Source organism: Acinetobacter sp. Tol 5 (assembly GCF_019702905.1).
GTDB lineage: Bacteria > Pseudomonadota > Gammaproteobacteria > Pseudomonadales > Moraxellaceae > Acinetobacter > Acinetobacter bereziniae.
On record NZ_AP024708.1, the window covers coordinates 281,157 to 296,619 of the forward strand.

At 40.2% G+C, this 15,463-nt stretch carries 16 protein-coding genes and 5 tRNA genes; all 21 read left to right on the forward strand.

Annotated features, from left to right (window positions below; genetic code table 11):
- The first annotated feature begins 1 nt into the window (after nt 1).
- The 21 genes from TOL5_RS01280 (at nt 2) to rplL (ending at nt 15,158) form a co-directional block, all read left to right on the forward strand.
- A complete protein-coding gene (locus TOL5_RS01280; RefSeq protein WP_121775121.1) occupies nt 2-1,195 on the forward strand; it encodes a heme biosynthesis protein HemY in 1,194 nt (397 codons plus the stop codon).
- Between the two features lie 9 nt (nt 1,196-1,204).
- Entirely contained in the window at nt 1,205-1,642 is a 438-nt protein-coding gene (locus tag TOL5_RS01285; RefSeq protein WP_004826221.1) for an acyl-CoA thioesterase, read from the forward strand.
- A gap of 226 nt (nt 1,643-1,868) precedes the next feature.
- Nucleotides 1,869-2,195 carry an H-NS family nucleoid-associated regulatory protein gene (locus TOL5_RS01290; RefSeq protein WP_004826222.1) on the forward strand — a complete coding sequence of 109 codons (327 nt, stop codon included), beginning with the start codon at nt 1,869-1,871 and terminating at the stop codon, nt 2,193-2,195.
- Nucleotides 2,196-2,358: 163 nt separating this feature from the next.
- Entirely contained in the window at nt 2,359-3,102 is a 744-nt protein-coding gene (gene gspN, locus TOL5_RS01295; RefSeq protein ID WP_121775120.1) for a type II secretion system protein N, read from the forward strand.
- Complete coding sequence (locus tag TOL5_RS01300; protein ID WP_004826224.1) at nt 3,102-3,953, forward strand: type II secretion system protein N; 852 nt, start codon at nt 3,102-3,104, stop codon at nt 3,951-3,953. The genes gspN and TOL5_RS01300 overlap by 1 nt, the downstream gene beginning before the upstream one ends.
- A gap of 41 nt (nt 3,954-3,994) precedes the next feature.
- Nucleotides 3,995-6,244 carry a type II secretion system secretin GspD gene (gene gspD, locus TOL5_RS01305; RefSeq protein WP_121775119.1) on the forward strand — a complete coding sequence of 750 codons (2,250 nt, stop codon included), beginning with the start codon at nt 3,995-3,997 and terminating at the stop codon, nt 6,242-6,244.
- Nucleotides 6,245-6,418: 174 nt separating this feature from the next.
- On the forward strand, nt 6,419-7,177 hold the full coding sequence (locus TOL5_RS01310; protein ID WP_046760658.1) for an FHA domain-containing protein: 759 nt from the start codon (nt 6,419-6,421) through the stop codon (nt 7,175-7,177).
- 128 nt (nt 7,178-7,305) lie between these two features.
- A complete protein-coding gene (locus tag TOL5_RS01315) occupies nt 7,306-7,974 on the forward strand; it encodes an HAD-IA family hydrolase (RefSeq protein WP_058971938.1) in 669 nt (222 codons plus the stop codon).
- Between the two features lie 129 nt (nt 7,975-8,103).
- Nucleotides 8,104-9,597 carry an anthranilate synthase component I gene (trpE, locus tag TOL5_RS01320; protein ID WP_121775118.1) on the forward strand — a complete coding sequence of 498 codons (1,494 nt, stop codon included), beginning with the start codon at nt 8,104-8,106 and terminating at the stop codon, nt 9,595-9,597.
- Nucleotides 9,598-9,694: 97 nt separating this feature from the next.
- Nucleotides 9,695-9,770, forward strand: a tRNA-Thr gene (locus TOL5_RS01325).
- Between the two features lie 54 nt (nt 9,771-9,824).
- Nucleotides 9,825-9,908: transfer RNA gene (locus tag TOL5_RS01330), tRNA-Tyr, on the forward strand.
- A 34-nt stretch (nt 9,909-9,942) separates the two neighbouring features.
- Nucleotides 9,943-10,018, forward strand: a tRNA-Gly gene (locus tag TOL5_RS01335).
- 12 nt (nt 10,019-10,030) lie between these two features.
- A tRNA-Thr gene (locus TOL5_RS01340) sits at nt 10,031-10,105 on the forward strand.
- 144 nt (nt 10,106-10,249) lie between these two features.
- On the forward strand, nt 10,250-11,440 hold the full coding sequence (tuf, locus tag TOL5_RS01345; RefSeq protein ID WP_004718491.1) for an elongation factor Tu: 1,191 nt from the start codon (nt 10,250-10,252) through the stop codon (nt 11,438-11,440).
- Nucleotides 11,441-11,491: 51 nt separating this feature from the next.
- A tRNA-Trp gene (locus TOL5_RS01350) sits at nt 11,492-11,567 on the forward strand.
- A gap of 74 nt (nt 11,568-11,641) precedes the next feature.
- Nucleotides 11,642-12,082 carry a preprotein translocase subunit SecE gene (secE, locus tag TOL5_RS01355; protein ID WP_004826233.1) on the forward strand — a complete coding sequence of 147 codons (441 nt, stop codon included), beginning with the start codon at nt 11,642-11,644 and terminating at the stop codon, nt 12,080-12,082.
- 7 nt (nt 12,083-12,089) lie between these two features.
- The gene (gene nusG / locus TOL5_RS01360; RefSeq protein WP_004718486.1) at nt 12,090-12,623 is read left to right on the forward strand and encodes a transcription termination/antitermination protein NusG; all 534 of its coding nucleotides are present in this window, start codon (nt 12,090-12,092) and stop codon (nt 12,621-12,623) included.
- Between the two features lie 117 nt (nt 12,624-12,740).
- Nucleotides 12,741-13,169, forward strand: coding sequence for a 50S ribosomal protein L11 (gene rplK, locus TOL5_RS01365; protein WP_001074682.1), 429 nt, complete (start codon nt 12,741-12,743; stop codon nt 13,167-13,169).
- 3 nt (nt 13,170-13,172) lie between these two features.
- Nucleotides 13,173-13,868, forward strand: a complete 696-nt coding sequence (rplA, locus tag TOL5_RS01370) for a 50S ribosomal protein L1 (RefSeq protein WP_004826236.1) — start codon at nt 13,173-13,175, stop codon at nt 13,866-13,868.
- Nucleotides 13,869-14,231: 363 nt separating this feature from the next.
- Nucleotides 14,232-14,738: a 50S ribosomal protein L10 gene (rplJ, locus tag TOL5_RS01375; RefSeq protein WP_004826238.1), complete on the forward strand. Its 507-nt coding sequence runs from the start codon at nt 14,232-14,234 to the stop codon at nt 14,736-14,738.
- Between the two features lie 48 nt (nt 14,739-14,786).
- Nucleotides 14,787-15,158: a 50S ribosomal protein L7/L12 gene (rplL, locus tag TOL5_RS01380; protein WP_004826239.1), complete on the forward strand. Its 372-nt coding sequence runs from the start codon at nt 14,787-14,789 to the stop codon at nt 15,156-15,158.
- Nucleotides 15,159-15,463 lie beyond the last annotated feature (305 nt).

A 15,463-nucleotide genomic window follows, 5' to 3' on the forward strand; every position in this document is an offset into this window, starting at 1 on the left:
GATGAAACATATTTTCTTGATCTATGCCTTTATTAGCCTGATTATTTTTGCGATTTTGAGTGTCTTGAGTTATGCCGCAGGAGCAGGTTATGTTTATGTGCTTTGGCATAATATTCAAATCCAGACGAACTTATGGGTATTGTTATTTCTAGGCGTTATCATCAGCTTTCTTATGCATGTGATGTGGTATGTCTTAAATCGCTATCTGCGTAGAGAAAAAAGAAAATTAGAACAAGTTTTAAACTTTAGTGATTTGCATCCCTTTGAGCAGTTGGGCGTGTTATGGTTATTAGATGGTGAAGATGAGCAAGAACAGGTTATTCAAAATATTTTTGATCAATCGGGTTTATTAAAAGCGATTATTCAATCCCGAATATTGTTCAAGCAAGGTGATTATGCAGCAGCTTTGCAAGCTTTGGAAAATAGCCCACCCTCAGCATTTGAATTGGCCGAAATTCTCCGAATCGAAATTTATTTGGCGCAGCATGACAGTCAGCAAGCTTTGACACATCTTGAGTTTTTAAATGGTCATGAGTTGTCGCCATGGCTCAGTCAACTTTCAGAAAGTTATAAATTATCAGTACAAAAATTATGGGGACAGTTTGCAATCCAGTCACCTTGGCACTATTTACATTCAAGCCAATTTGGACAGTTGGAAGTCGCGACCAAACAACAATGGTTGATTCAGCTTTTAGGTTGCTATGACCAAGCGCAATTTGAGGACTTGGAGTTATTACAGCATAAGTTTTTTGAAATCGCACCTTTACTTGATCAAATGCCCTATGACACCAAAGTATTATGGTTGAAGTTAATTACTCGTCTACCTGAGCTGGCACAGCAACAGCAACAACTTGCCATTCAATTGCTGGATGAGAAATTCGATCAGGATGTTTTCTACTTATGGTTTCAACAACAGTTGCTTCGGCAAAATCCAGATTATGAATATCTGGAACAACAGATTATTCATCTGGAAAGTAAGTATATAAATATTCCTGTATTTAGTTTTGCAAAGTGGCATATATATACGGCGACACAACGTGAAACAGAAGCGGATCAGCTCTTAGCATTATATCCAAATGATATTTTGATGAATTATTTACGGATTAAAGCCACTCTAAATGGCAATGATGAATTAATTCAGCAATTGAATTCAATTTTTGAAAAAGACAGCAACTACATTCAGTTTAAAATTTGAGAATACATTATGAATCTATTGGCACAATTCCCTATCGTTTATGAACAAAAGGTCGCTTGGGGAGATATGGATGCTTTTGGTCATGTGAATAATGTGCAGTATTATCGTTATATAGAAAGTGCACGTATTGCATATTTTGATCGTTTAAATGTATTTGAACAAGATGTTTTAACTGTGGTTGCTTCAAGTCAGTGTAAATATTTAAAACCAGTATTTTATCCAGATGTGCTACATATTGGTGCAGGTATAGCGGAAATGCGCAATAGTGCAATACGCATGCATTATGTATTATTCAGTGAACAGCAACAGGAGATTGTTGCTGATGGTGAAGCGGTCATCGTATTTGTAGATAAAGATTCTATGAAAAAAGCATTAATACCTGAAAATTTAAGAAAAGTTATAATTGATCTCGAAGCAACAGTTCAAAACAATTTGCTGAATTTATAAAAACGCTACAGTTATCATCATTATATTTAAAACGTGTATCAAAAATTACTTTTTGTTGTATGTTTATTTTGACTGGGATAAATAAAAATTTTTGGCGTGTTATAATCATTTTTTGTTGTTTTATGTATTTATTGGGGAATATATGTATTGCCAATTGGTATAAATAAAAATACTATTGCTGTGAATTTATTTTAAATATATTTGCGAAGTTTAATGTGGAGTGTTAATGATGCCTGATATTAGTAATTTATCTGTTGAAGAGTTAAGAAAGTTAACAGCTGAAGCTGAAGCTTTAATTGAAAGTAAAAAAGATCAAGCGATCGAAGATGCTTATAATAAGATTGTTGAAATTGCAGAATCTGCGGGTTTAAGCTTAGAGCAGTTTATTGAGTATGGTGCTCAAAAACGTAAAAAGACAACACGTAAAGCTGTTGAGCCACGCTACCGCAATAAGAAAAATACGGCTGAAACTTGGACGGGTCGTGGTAAGCAACCTCGCTGGTTGGTTGCTGAAATTGAAAAAGGCGCTAAATTAGAAGATTTCTTGATCTAATCTTCATCTAAGTGTCATTCAATGACGATAAAATAAAAGAACCAAGCAAAACTGCTTGGTTTTTTTATACGAGTGAATTGGCGATATGAAAAAATTATGCATAATGTATAAACAAGAGGGCATCATCTTGCATGGAAGAATAAATCAATGATGGTAAAGCTGGATGAATAAAAAATCAAAACAGATGACCTGGTGGATTACTGGAGTTGTCGCTTTTTTAATTTTTGTACTTTTACAAGTTCCTGCAACATGGTTAATTGCTAAATTTTATAAAAATAATCAAACCTTACACAATGTTAGTGGCAATATTTGGCAAGGGCAAGCGGATTGGCATAAAGGTAATTTACGTGGGTCAGTTTCATGGCGTACGCGTCCTTGGGATTTAATCTTATTGCGTGTTGGGGCAAATGTTAAAGTTCATAGTGGACAAACGCAACTCAATGGGGTTGTGGGCTATGGCTTTGGTAAAAAAATCATTGTTAATCAAATGCAAGGTCAGATTGCTCCTGAAACATTGAAAAATATCGCCAACTGGCAATGGCCTGCAAACGCCATACAGATTTCGGACATGAGCCTTCGTTTTAAAAAAGATACTGGATTTAGTGATGTTGATGGTCAGCTGCATTGGGCGGGCGGCGAATTGCGTTATACGTTTGGTCAACGACAAGATCAAATGAATATCCCTTCTTTAAATGCACAGCTAAAAGATGAAGCAGGTAAACTGATTTTTGATATTCAAGATCAACGCAGCCAAAAAATGGCGAATATCAGTTTAGATCCAAGTATGATGTTGGATGTACAATTGACCCAAAGAATGTTACTTAATGTTCCATCTTATGATGGGAAAGCTGGACTGGATACATTTGTGATCAGTTCAAGACAACCACTGATTCAAGGTGGTTTCTAATGAATATAAAAGAACAGTTTGAAAACATTTCTTGGAAAAAAGCAGAACATCTCGCACCTGTTGCCTTATTTATATTGATTTTGGCATTGTGTTGGAAATTAGCCTCTATTTTTTGGTGGGTGGTCGCACCGCCTCAAGTGATGCAACCTGAACAAGTGAGTCTAGGCTCGCAACAAGCACAAGTTCCTAATATTTCAAGTTTTTCCTTGTTTAATGAAGTGGGTTCAAGCGCAACAGCAGATGACAGCATTCCAATGGTATTGCAGGGTGTTGTGGTGAGTTATCCTGCACGCTTTTCATCGGCTGTGATTAAAGTAAAGGAAACGGCAGATCGTTATGTGGTTGGTGAAACCATAGAAGGCACCAGTTATCAGTTGTCAGAAGTATATTGGGATCATATTGTTTTAAGCCAAGGTGGCAATAATAGTAAAGAGTTACGTTTTACAGGTTTGGATAATTTATATCAGCCTTTACCTGGGCAGCCTGCAGATTCGAATATGGCAACACCAACCAGTAATCCAGATCAAGCTGTACCGCCACCACAAAATACCAGTCAGAATGCGTTGGGGCAGGCAATTGATCGAATGAATGAAAATCGAGAACAATATCTAAAGAACATGGGGGTGAACACCAATAGCGGACAAGGCTATGAGGTGACAGAACAAACCCCCGCAGCACTTCGAAATAAATTAGGACTTCGGTCTGGGGATCGCATTCTTTCACTCAATGGGCAGTCAGTCGGTCAAGGACAGAGTGATGTTCAACTGCTAGAACAAGCAAAGCGTGAAGGAAAAGTAAAAATTGAAATTAAGCGTGGTGATCAGGTGATGACCATTCAGCAAAGTTTGTAAGTGGCTAGGACTACAAATAAAATTAGGATAGATAATAAGTTATGGCTTTTTTGACTCACAATCGACCACTCTGGGCTATCGTTGCAGCAGCACCCATGATGGTTGCAGTTAGTACAGCAACATATGCTCAGACGTGGAAGATTAACTTACGCGATGCTGATCTTACGGCTTTTATCAATGAAGTTGCAGATATTACGGGTAAAAACTTTGCTGTTGATCCGCGCGTACGTGGCAATGTAACTGTTATTTCAAACAAAGCACTCAATAAAAACGAAGTTTATGACCTATTTTTAGGTGTGCTCAATGTCAATGGTGTAGTGGCGATTCCATCAGGCAATACCATACGTTTAGTGCCTGACAGTAATGTTAAAAACTCTGGTGTTCCTTATGATCCACGCAACAATGCACGCGGTGATCAGGTGGTCACACGGGTAATTTGGTTAGAAAATACCAATCCAAATGATTTAATTCCTGCACTTAGACCGTTAATGCCTCAATTTGCTCATTTGGCAGCCATACAAGGCACCAATGCGTTAATTGTTTCAGATCGAGCGGCAAATATTTATCAACTTGAAACCATCATTCGTAATTTGGATGGTACAGGACAAAATGATATTGAAGCTGTACCTTTGCAGCAAAGTCAGGCTGAAGAAATCATTAAACAATTGGATGCAATGAGTGCGACTGGCGCATCAAAAGATTTCGCAGGGGCACGGGTACGTATTATTGCAGATGTACGCACCAACCGTATTTTAATTAAAGGCGATACAGGTACACGCAAACGTATTCGTAATATGATTGAAATGCTTGATGTGCCATCAGCAGATCGTTTAGGTGGACTAAAAGTATTTAAACTCAAATACGCCAGTGCAAAAAATCTCTCTGAAATTTTACAAGGCTTAGTCACTGGGCAAGCAGTCAATTCAAACTCAAATAATTCTTCGACCAATAATAATTCTAGTAATAGCAGTAATTTAAATAATAACAGTAATAACTCTTCTTCAAATTCCAGCTCAGGCAGTAGCAGTATTTCAACGCCGGGGATTAATTTAAATAGCAATTCCAATAACAATAATCAAAACAATGTCACCAGCTTTAATGCCAATGGTGTCAGCATTATTGCTGATGGTGCACAAAATGCCTTAGTGGTCAAAGCCGAACCACAATTGATGCGAGAAATAGAAGCCGCAATCCAGCAATTGGATGTACGTCGTCAACAAGTGTTGATTGAAGCAACCATTATAGAAATTCAGGGCAATGATGCAGATCAATTGGGTGTGCAATGGGCAATGGGTGATATCAGCAGTGGTGTGGGGCTGATTAATTTTGATAATATCGGCAGTAGTTTAGCGGCACTAGCTGCGGGTTATTTATCTGGTGGTGCGGCTGGTTTGGGTAATGCAGTTAAACCCGGAACTTCACTTATTTTAGGCGATTATAAAGAAGGCGCTGATGGTTCACGCAAGCTCTATGGTGCAGTGATTCAGGCATTAAAAGAACGAACTAAATCAAATCTGCTCTCTACGCCGTCTATTCTGACCATGGACAATGAAGAAGCGTATATTGTTGTGGGGGAAAATGTACCTTTTGTAACAGGGTCTGTATCTACAGGTACCGGCGGAACGGTCAATCCTTATACTTCGATCGAACGTAAAGATGTCGGGGTCACCTTAAAAGTTGTTCCACATATTGGTGAAGGTGGTTCAATTCGTTTGGAAGTCGAGCAAGAAGTCTCAGGGGTCAAATCTAGTAAAGGGCAAGCTCAGGACTTAGTCACCAGTAAACGCTCTATCAAAACAACAGTAACAGCTGATCATGGACAAACAGTCGTATTGGGTGGGCTGATTTCTGATGATACGGTTCTTGGTCGTCAATCTGTGCCATTCTTAGGAGATATTCCTGGTTTGGGACGTTTATTTAGATCAGATGCAAAGTCAAATGTTAAACGTAATCTTTTAGTGTTTATTCATCCAACAATTGTGGGTGGCGATACAGAAATACGTCGTTTATCTCAGCAACGTTATGACCAGCTATACAGCTTGCAATTGGCGATGGATAAAGATGGGAATTTTGCCAAACTGCCTGCCAATGTTGATGATGTATTCCAACAGCGTTTGCCTATTACCTCGTCACCAAATACTCAGCCTAAACTGATTCAACCACAGCCGACGGCACAGCCATCCAGTCAATATCAGAAAGTACCCGCAGGTGGCGTAGCAACAAATCCAAACAAAAGCAATGCGGTTACAACCCCTGTTGCAGAGGAACCAAATGATATCCGTAAGCAGTAGCGGATATTTTTGAGTGTTAAAATTAGATCAGCTGTTTGATTGAATGTTTAAGATTTACAGTTAATTTGTTGCAATGGCTTGTTTGATTCATGAGCTAAAGTATGGTTTTAAGTTGATTTAGAACTCTAGATATGTCGTGTTAAAATAAATGTAAATTGGAATGAGAGAATGACGATGACTTGGAAATTACAAGCAATTTCGGGTGAGTTAGAAGGACAGGAAGTGACGATTGACCGTGACATGTTGGTGGGTCGCCATCAAGATGCGGATCTTTTATTGCAGTCTGCGGAAATCTCACGTCGCCATGCCGCATTTTTATTGAAAGACGATGCATTATGGGTACAGGACTTAAAGTCATCAAACGGAACTTTTGTGAACGATATACGTATCGATCAGGATAAAATGTTGATGGATGGTGATATTGTTCAATTTGCCAGTATTAAATTCAATGTACTTGCACCTGTAAAAGCAGTTGAAGTGGCTGAGCAATCTATCGTAGAGCCTACATCTATCATTGCAGATGCTGAACCAGCGATTGCACAAGTTGAGCCATCAGTTTCACAACTCGCCGAACAACAAGTACAACAACCTGCTGAGGCTATTGCAACCGCAGAACTTGATACACCTGTATCAATTGAACCGAGTGCGGCAGAAAAAATGAGTGAACAGGGCATGCCAGAGCTTTCGGCACGAGATAGCAATGTACAAATCACTCGTGAAGGAATGCCATCAGGCGTAGCTGTACCTAAGCCAGCTCCAATTCCTGATGGTGTTGACATTCATACGCCAATAAAACCTGACATTGAACAAGTTAAAGCGCCAGAAGCACGCGTTGAAAAAGAAATAGAAACTCAGAAAAATGCCAAAGTTGGCTTGATGACGGTGGTTGTCTTAATCATTTTGGCAATTATTGCATGGCTGTTGTTTAAATAATCTGTGAATGCGATACACTCAAGGCATGCAATCGCATGCCTTTGTTTTATGTAAAGTCTATACAAAGACTAAAGTTGGATTTTATTTTTAGTGCGATAAGTTTTAAAAAATTATTTTAGGTGTACAGCATGAATGTGGCAAAGCTAGACCAACGTGAACTTATTTTATTTGATTTGGATGGAACATTGGTTGATTCAGCATTTGATTTATATCGTGCTATGAATCTGAGTTTGGCACGTTTAAATCTTCCTTTAGTCACTGAGCAACAAGTCCGCGTTTGGATTGGCAAAGGCACATCATTATTTTGTGAAAGTACTTTAAAATATTTAAAAGGCGAGGTTGATCCCGTATTGCATCAGCAGTTGCTTGATACATTTTTGGAAATTTACAATGCCGAACCATGTGTAGATACTCAGCCATTCTCTGGGATTTTAGCGTTTTTAGATTGGGGAATACAAAATAACAAGAAGCTGATTTGTGTGACCAATAAACCTGAACAGCCTGCCAGAAAAATCTTAGAAGAATTAAAAATGGATCACTATTTTGTTGATGTGATTGGTGGAGATCGTTTTGAAGTACGAAAACCACACCCAAAACCATTGTTGTATTGTGTGGAAACATACCAATCTTCAGTCGATAAAACATTGATGATTGGTGACTCAAGTAATGATGTAGAAGCTGCCCGCCGTGCAGAGGTTGATTGTATTGTGGTCAGCTATGGCTATAATCACGGTGAAGATATTCATCTTTGTCAACCGCAACAGGTGGTCGATAATTTAACAGAGCTTTTGGCTTAACCCCTATATTTGAAATTGTTGTGAGAAAAGGAAAGAGGAATGAATGGAAAAGGTACTTTTCGATGGCGTCACTAAGTGAGCTGTATGCAAACCAATACTTAGTAATATCGAAAATAGAGAGAATTCCTCATGACAACTTTAGCGCAATTTGAACAATTAACATCGGCGGGATATAACCTGATTCCTGTTTATCGCCAACGTTTAGCAGATACGGATACGCCATTGTCTGTATTTGCACGGTTACAACAGCACCAACAGGCATATTTATTTGAATCTGTCGAGGGGGGCGAAAACTGGGCACGTTACTCGATTATTGGTCTGGGTGAGTCAACTGTATTTTCCTGCAATGCTGGACAACTTACAGTTAAATTTCCAGATGGGCGAGTTGAGACACAGACATGTACTGATCCATTTCAATATATTCGTGACTTTCAGGCACAGTTTAAAGTGCCTACGCAACAAGATTTACCTGCGTTGCCAAATTTTACAGGCGGCTTGGTTGGGTATTTTGGTTATGACGCAGTACGTTATATTGAACCACGCTTAAGTAATGTGCCTGAAGCTGACCCTGTTGGGTTACCTGATTTATGGATGATGCTGTCAAAGACAGTGGTGGTGTTTGATAACTTAAAAGACACTTTGTTTTTGATCGTACATGCAGATGTTAATGATCCACAAGCTTATAGCAAGGCACAACAACAACTCGACATATTGGAAGCTATATTGGCAACGCCGATTAGTTTGGTTGCAAAAAAACATACAGCACCACATTTTGAATCTTTAACTGGGCATGACCGTTTTCTAGAGTCGATTGAAAAAGTCAAAGCGTATATTCGTGCTGGAGATGTGATGCAGGTTGTACCTGGGCATCGAATGGTCTCGGATTTCGATGGTGATCCATTACAGGTTTATCGTGCCTTACGTCATTTGAATCCTTCTCCTTATTTATTCCTGGTACAAGGACAGACCATTGCTGACCAAAAACCATTTCATATTGTAGGTTCGTCACCAGAGATTCTTTCCCGCCTTGAAAATGGTATTGCGACTGTACGACCACTTGCGGGAACACGCCCTCGTGGAAAAACCAAAGAAGAAGATTTGGCACTGGAAAAAGATTTGCTTTCTGATGAAAAAGAAATTGCAGAACATCTAATGCTGATTGATTTGGGGCGTAACGATATTGGACGCGTTTCAAAAATCGGTAAAGTGCAAGTGACTGATCAAATGGTGATCGAGCGTTACTCACATGTCATGCATATTGTTTCCAATGTGCAGGGTGAAGTGTTGGATGATGTTGACGCTTTGGATGTTTTTAAAGCAACTTTCCCAGCCGGGACGCTTTCTGGCGCGCCAAAAATTCGCGCAATGGAAATTATTGACGAAGTTGAACCGGTAAAGCGTGGTATTTTTGGTGGCGCTGTTGGTTATTTAGGCTGGCATGGTGAAATGGACATGTCGATTGCGATTAGAACCTGTGTAATTCGTGAAAATAAAGTCTATGTACAGGCTGGAGCTGGGCTTGTTGTGGACTCAAATCCTGAATCAGAGTGGAATGAAACCCAAATAAAAGCTCGCGCAGTGATCAAAGCGGTTGAATTATCATCAAACGGATTGATTTTATGAGTTTTTGGGGTTTTTTTAAAAAAAACACTTGCAAGGATTCTGAGTTTTGCTAAACTGCACACCGTTCCGATACGAAACGTACGAAACACTAAGAAACGCCGGCATAGCTCAGTTGGTAGAGCAACTGACTTGTAATCAGTAGGTCCACAGTTCGAATCCGTGTGCCGGCACCATCTTAAAGTTTTGTGTTATAATGTAGAGGAACGGCACTGAAAGTAAGTGTAAATGGTGAGATTCCCGAGCGGTCAAAGGGAGCAGACTGTAACTCTGCCACGAAAGTTTCGAAGGTTCGAATCCTTCTCTCACCACCATTAACTTCGATAAGTGGTTAATTACCAACATTAAGCGGGAGTAGCTCAGTTGGTAGAGCGGTAGCCTTCCAAGCTACATGTCGCGAGTTCGACCCTCGTCTCCCGCTCCATCGAAGATGATTGCTCTTATAGCTCAGTGGTAGAGCACTCCCTTGGTAAGGGAGAGGTCTCGAGTTCAAATCTCGATAAGAGCTCCAGATACAATTTAGTAGATTATTCTACACCAGTTTTTAAAAAGCAGGCTTATTAGTCTGCTTTTCAAGTATTAGGTGTCTAGTTTTTTAGACGATTGTCGATGCTGAGTTGTTTAACTCGTGTTCGACATAAACGAGGAAGAACAAATGGCTAAGGCTAAGTTTGAACGTAATAAGCCACACGTAAACGTGGGTACAATTGGTCACGTTGACCATGGTAAAACAACTTTAACTGCTGCAATTGCAACTATCTGTGCAAAAACTTACGGCGGTGAAGCTAAAGACTACGCAGCAATCGACTCTGCACCAGAAGAAAAAGCACGTGGTATTACAATTAATACTTCACACGTAGAATACGATTCTCCAATCCGTCACTACGCTCACGTAGACTGCCCAGGACACGCCGATTATGTTAAAAACATGATCACTGGTGCAGCTCAGATGGACGGTGCGATCCTTGTATGTGCTGCGACTGATGGTCCAATGCCACAAACTCGTGAACACATCCTTCTTTCTCGCCAAGTAGGTGTACCTTATATTCTTGTATTCCTTAACAAGTGTGACCTTGTTGATGATGAAGAATTGCTTGAATTAGTAGAAATGGAAGTTCGTGAACTTCTTTCTACTTATGACTTCCCAGGTGATGACACTCCAATCATCCGTGGTTCAGCACTTGCTGCACTTAATGGTGATGCTGGTCAGTATGGCGAATCTGCAGTTCTTGCACTTGTTGAAGCGCTTGACTCTTATATCCCAGAACCAGAGCGTGCAATCGACAAAGCATTCTTGATGCCAATCGAAGACGTATTCTCAATCTCTGGTCGTGGTACAGTGGTAACAGGTCGTGTAGAATCTGGTATCGTTAAAGTAGGCGAAGAAGTTGAAATCGTTGGTATTAAAGATACAGTTAAAACAACTGTAACTGGCGTAGAAATGTTCCGTAAACTTCTAGACGAAGGTCGTGCTGGCGAGAACTGTGGTGTACTTTTACGTGGTACTAAGCGTGAAGACGTACAACGTGGTCAAGTACTAGCTAAACCAGGTACAATCAAGCCGCACACTAAATTCGACGCAGAAGTATATGTACTTTCTAAAGAAGAAGGTGGTCGTCATACTCCGTTCCTTAACGGTTACCGTCCACAATTCTACTTCCGTACAACTGACGTAACTGGTGCAATCCAATTACAAGACGGCGTTGAAATGGTAATGCCAGGCGACAACGTTGAAATGTCAGTAGAATTGATCCACCCAATCGCAATGGACCCAGGTCTACGTTTTGCGATCCGTGAAGGTGGTCGTACAGTTGGTGCTGGTGTAGTTGCTAAAGTAACTGCATAATCGCTAAAATGTTTATTCTTACCGAGAGTTTCGGCTCTCGGTTTGCTTATTAGGTCAGTAGTTCAATTGGTAGAGCGTCGGTCTCCAAAACCGAATGTTGGGGGTTCGAGTCCCTCCTGACCTGCCAGTTTTTAAATAAAAAACTTGATGTCGGCTAAACTGGTCATATAATAAGTCGCGAAACCTACGACGAGTACAAAAATGTCGAACGATAAATCACGTGACGCAACAGGCGGCGCGGCAATTCCTCAAAGCAACAATTCAGCTGAAATGGTGAAGACAAGTTCTCCATTTGATTTTATTTTGTGGATCATTGCATTGGCTTTATTTGGCTGTGCTTTGATGACAAATCAATATCTTCCAGCGTATTGGGCACCAGCAAATAGTATCTGGGTGCGTATTGGGGTAATTATAGCTTGTATCATCGTAGCTTTAGGTTTATTATACGCCACCCATCAAGGCAAAGGCTTTGTTCGTTTGCTTAAAGATTCGCGTATCGAATTGCGTCGAGTCACTTGGCCTACGAAACATGAAACAGTAACCACTTCATGGCAGGTTCTCCTCGTTGTTGTAGTTGCCGCAATTATTTTGTGGTGTTTTGACTATATCATCGGTTGGTTTATGAAGTTTATTATCGGGTAAGAGAGCTATGAAACGTTGGTACATTATTCATGCCTATTCAGGCTATGAAAAACAAGTGATGCGTTCACTTAATGATCGAATCCAGCGTAGCGCTGTTGCTGATAGTTTTGGTGAAGTCCTTGTTCCTACCGAAGAAGTGGTAGAAATGAAGGATGGTAAGAAACGTAAATCAGAGCGTAAATTCTTTCCAGGCTATGTATTAGTTGAAATGGAAATGAATGATGAAACTTGGCACATTGTTAAAGAATGTCCAAAAGTATTGGGTTTCATTGGTGGTACAGCTGAAAAACCAGCACCAATTACGCAAAAAGAAGCTGATGCCATTCTTGCACGTGTGCACAACAAAGGTGAAGCACCTCGTCCTAAGACGATGTTCGAGCCGGGTGAAGAATTACTTGTTACTGACGGTCCATTCACAGACTTTAAAGGTGTGGTGGAAGAAGTTCAGTACGAAAAATCACGTTTAACGTTGACGATTAACGTATTTAATCGACCAACTCAAGTTGAATTGGAATTTCGCCAAGTCGAAAAAACAATTTAATTTGAATTGTTCAAAAGCGCCCGATTTGTTATGGATCGGGCATTGTTGTTGTAACGGTATCGTTACTTGAAAACTTGGGGAGCTCTAAAAGGCGTTTGTACCCAGAGGTAATTTGAAATGGCTAAGAAGATTGACGGCTATATCAAGCTGCAAGTTCCAGCTGGTAAAGCGAATCCATCTCCACCAATCGGTCCTGCACTAGGTCAACGTGGTGTGAACATCATGGCATTCTGTAAAGAATTCAATGCTGCTACACAAAAAGTTGAACCAGGTCTTCCAATTCCTGTAGTGATCACTGTGTACAACGATAAGTCGTTCACATTCATCATGAAAACTCCACCTGCATCTATTCTTCTTAAGAAAGCTGCTGGTATTCAAAAGGGTTCATCTGTACCAAACAAAACTAAAGTTGGTAAGTTGACTCGTGCTCAATTAGAAGAAATTGCGACTACTAAAGAACCAGATTTAACTGGTGCTGATCTAGACGCACGTGTACGTACCATTGCTGGTTCTGCGCGTTCTATGGGCTTGGAAGTGGAGCTATAAGACATGGCAAAGTTAACTAAACGTCAAAAAGCCATTGCTGCTGCTGTAGAAGCAAACAAAGTTTATACTTTGGAAGAAGCGGTACAAGTTCTTAGCAGCCTTCCTGCTGCAAAATTCAAAGAATCTTTGGATGTTGCGGTAAACCTAGGTGTTGATCCTCGTAAATCTGACCAAGTTGTTCGTGGCGCGACTACACTTCCTGCAGGTACTGGTAAAACTGTACGTGTAGCTGTGTTTGCTCAAGGCGCTGCTGCTGAAGCTGCTAAAGCTGAAGGCGCGGACGTTGTTGGTTTTGATGATCTTGCTGAAAGCATTCAAGCAGGTAACTTAGACTTTGATGTTGTGATTGCTGCTCCAGATGCAATGCGCGTTGTAGGTAAGTTAGGTACGATCCTTGGTCCACGTGGCTTAATGCCAAACCCTAAAGTGGGTACAGTAACTCCTGACGTTGCAACTGCAGTTAAAAATGCAAAAGCAGGTCAAGCACGTTACCGTGTTGACAAAGCGGGTATCATCCACGCTGCGATCGGTCAAGTAGGTTTTACTGCTGAAGCTGTTCGTTCAAACGTTGAAGCACTTATTGCTGACCTTAAGAAAGCAAAACCTGCGACTTCTAAAGGTATCTACATCCAAAAGATCACTTTGAGCTCAACTATGGGTCCTGGTCTTGTTGTAGACGTACAGAACGTTACTAAATAATTATTTTATAGATAATTATTTGCAATAAAAGAATTTTAAAGTCCTGAGTGAAGTTTAAAACATGGTTTTTAAACTTTGCGCAAAATGAGGAAAGCTTCATTCGAGGTTTTTCTCATCTTGTGAGTTGGCAAGGTTTACTTGCTGATGGGTTCTCAGGCGGACTTTGAATTGATAGATGTAAGTTTATCAGCGTCAAAGACCTCAGGCGAGGCAGGTCTCAGGATTTGCTTCTTAAAATACCAGTCTGAGTAGACGCGGTGGTGTGATTGATTCCTCCTCCGCGTGTAAGTTGAGAAATTGACTTGCGAATTGGGAGTGCAGTCCATTTGTGGATTGCATAAATCACCGTTAGGAGGTTTTACAATGGCTCTTCTTATCGAAGACAAAAAACAGATCGTTGCTGAAGTAAATGAAGTTGCTTCTGTAGCGTTTGCTGCTGTTGTTGCTGACTACCAAGGTTTAACAGTAGAACAATTGACTACACTTCGCGTAGAAGCTCGTAAGTTAGGTGTTAAAACACGTATCGTGCGTAACACTTTGGCTAAGCGTGCACTTGAAGGTACTCAATTCTCTATTTTAGATGAGAACCTTGTTGGTCCAACTATTCTAGCTTTTTCAACTTCTGAAGACGACATGGGCGCAGCTGCTCGCTTGTTTGAAGATTTTGCTAAAACTAACAAAGCATTTGAACTTAAAGCTGCTGCATTTGATGGCAAAGTTTATCAAGGTGCAGATGTTAGCGTTATCGCAAATCTTCCAAACCAAGAAAAAGCACTTACTATGCTTGCCAATGTTCTTCAAGCTCCTATTTCGAAATTGGGTCGCCTTATTACAGCACTCAAAGAGAAAAACGAGTCAGAAGCAGCTTAAGCTTAAAAATTTTCACACACCATTCAATATCCATTTGGAGTTATTCTCATGGCTTTAACTAACGAAGAAATCTTAAACGCAGTTGCTGAAAAAACTGTTCTTGAACTTGTTGAACTTATTTCTGCTTTCGAAGAAAAATTCAACGTATCTGCAGCTGCTGTAGCTGTAGCTGCTGCTCCAGGTGCTGGCGCTGCTGCTGCTGAAGAGCAATCTGAATTCAACGTTGAGTTGACTTCTTTCGGTGCTAACAAAGTTGCTGTAATTAAAGCAGTTCGTGAAGCTACTGGTCTTGGTCTTAAAGAAGCTAAAGATCTTGTTGAAGGCGCTCCTTCAGTTGTTAAAGAAGCGGTTTCTAAAGAAGAAGGCGAAGAACTTAAGAAGAAACTTGAAGAAGCTGGTGCTACAGTTACACTTAAGTAATCTTAAGGGGAGTCGATTTTTTTATAATCGGCTCCACAAATTGGCTGATGGCTCTTGGGTCATCAGCCTTTTTGCGTTACAATAATCGGCTCGATTTTAGATTGATTGATATAAAAATCATCAATTTTTAAAATAAATAAACATAATCAAACGCTTACCAATATTTTTCAGTTTTAAAAATATTGTTAAGCGTTTTGTACCACTGAAATTTGCAGCATTTGTATAAAAGTGGTGGTCATATCGACCTGCGTAATTCCTTCTAAGTTCGTTCTGCAGGCGGGCTTAGTTTACTTTCCGAGGACTCC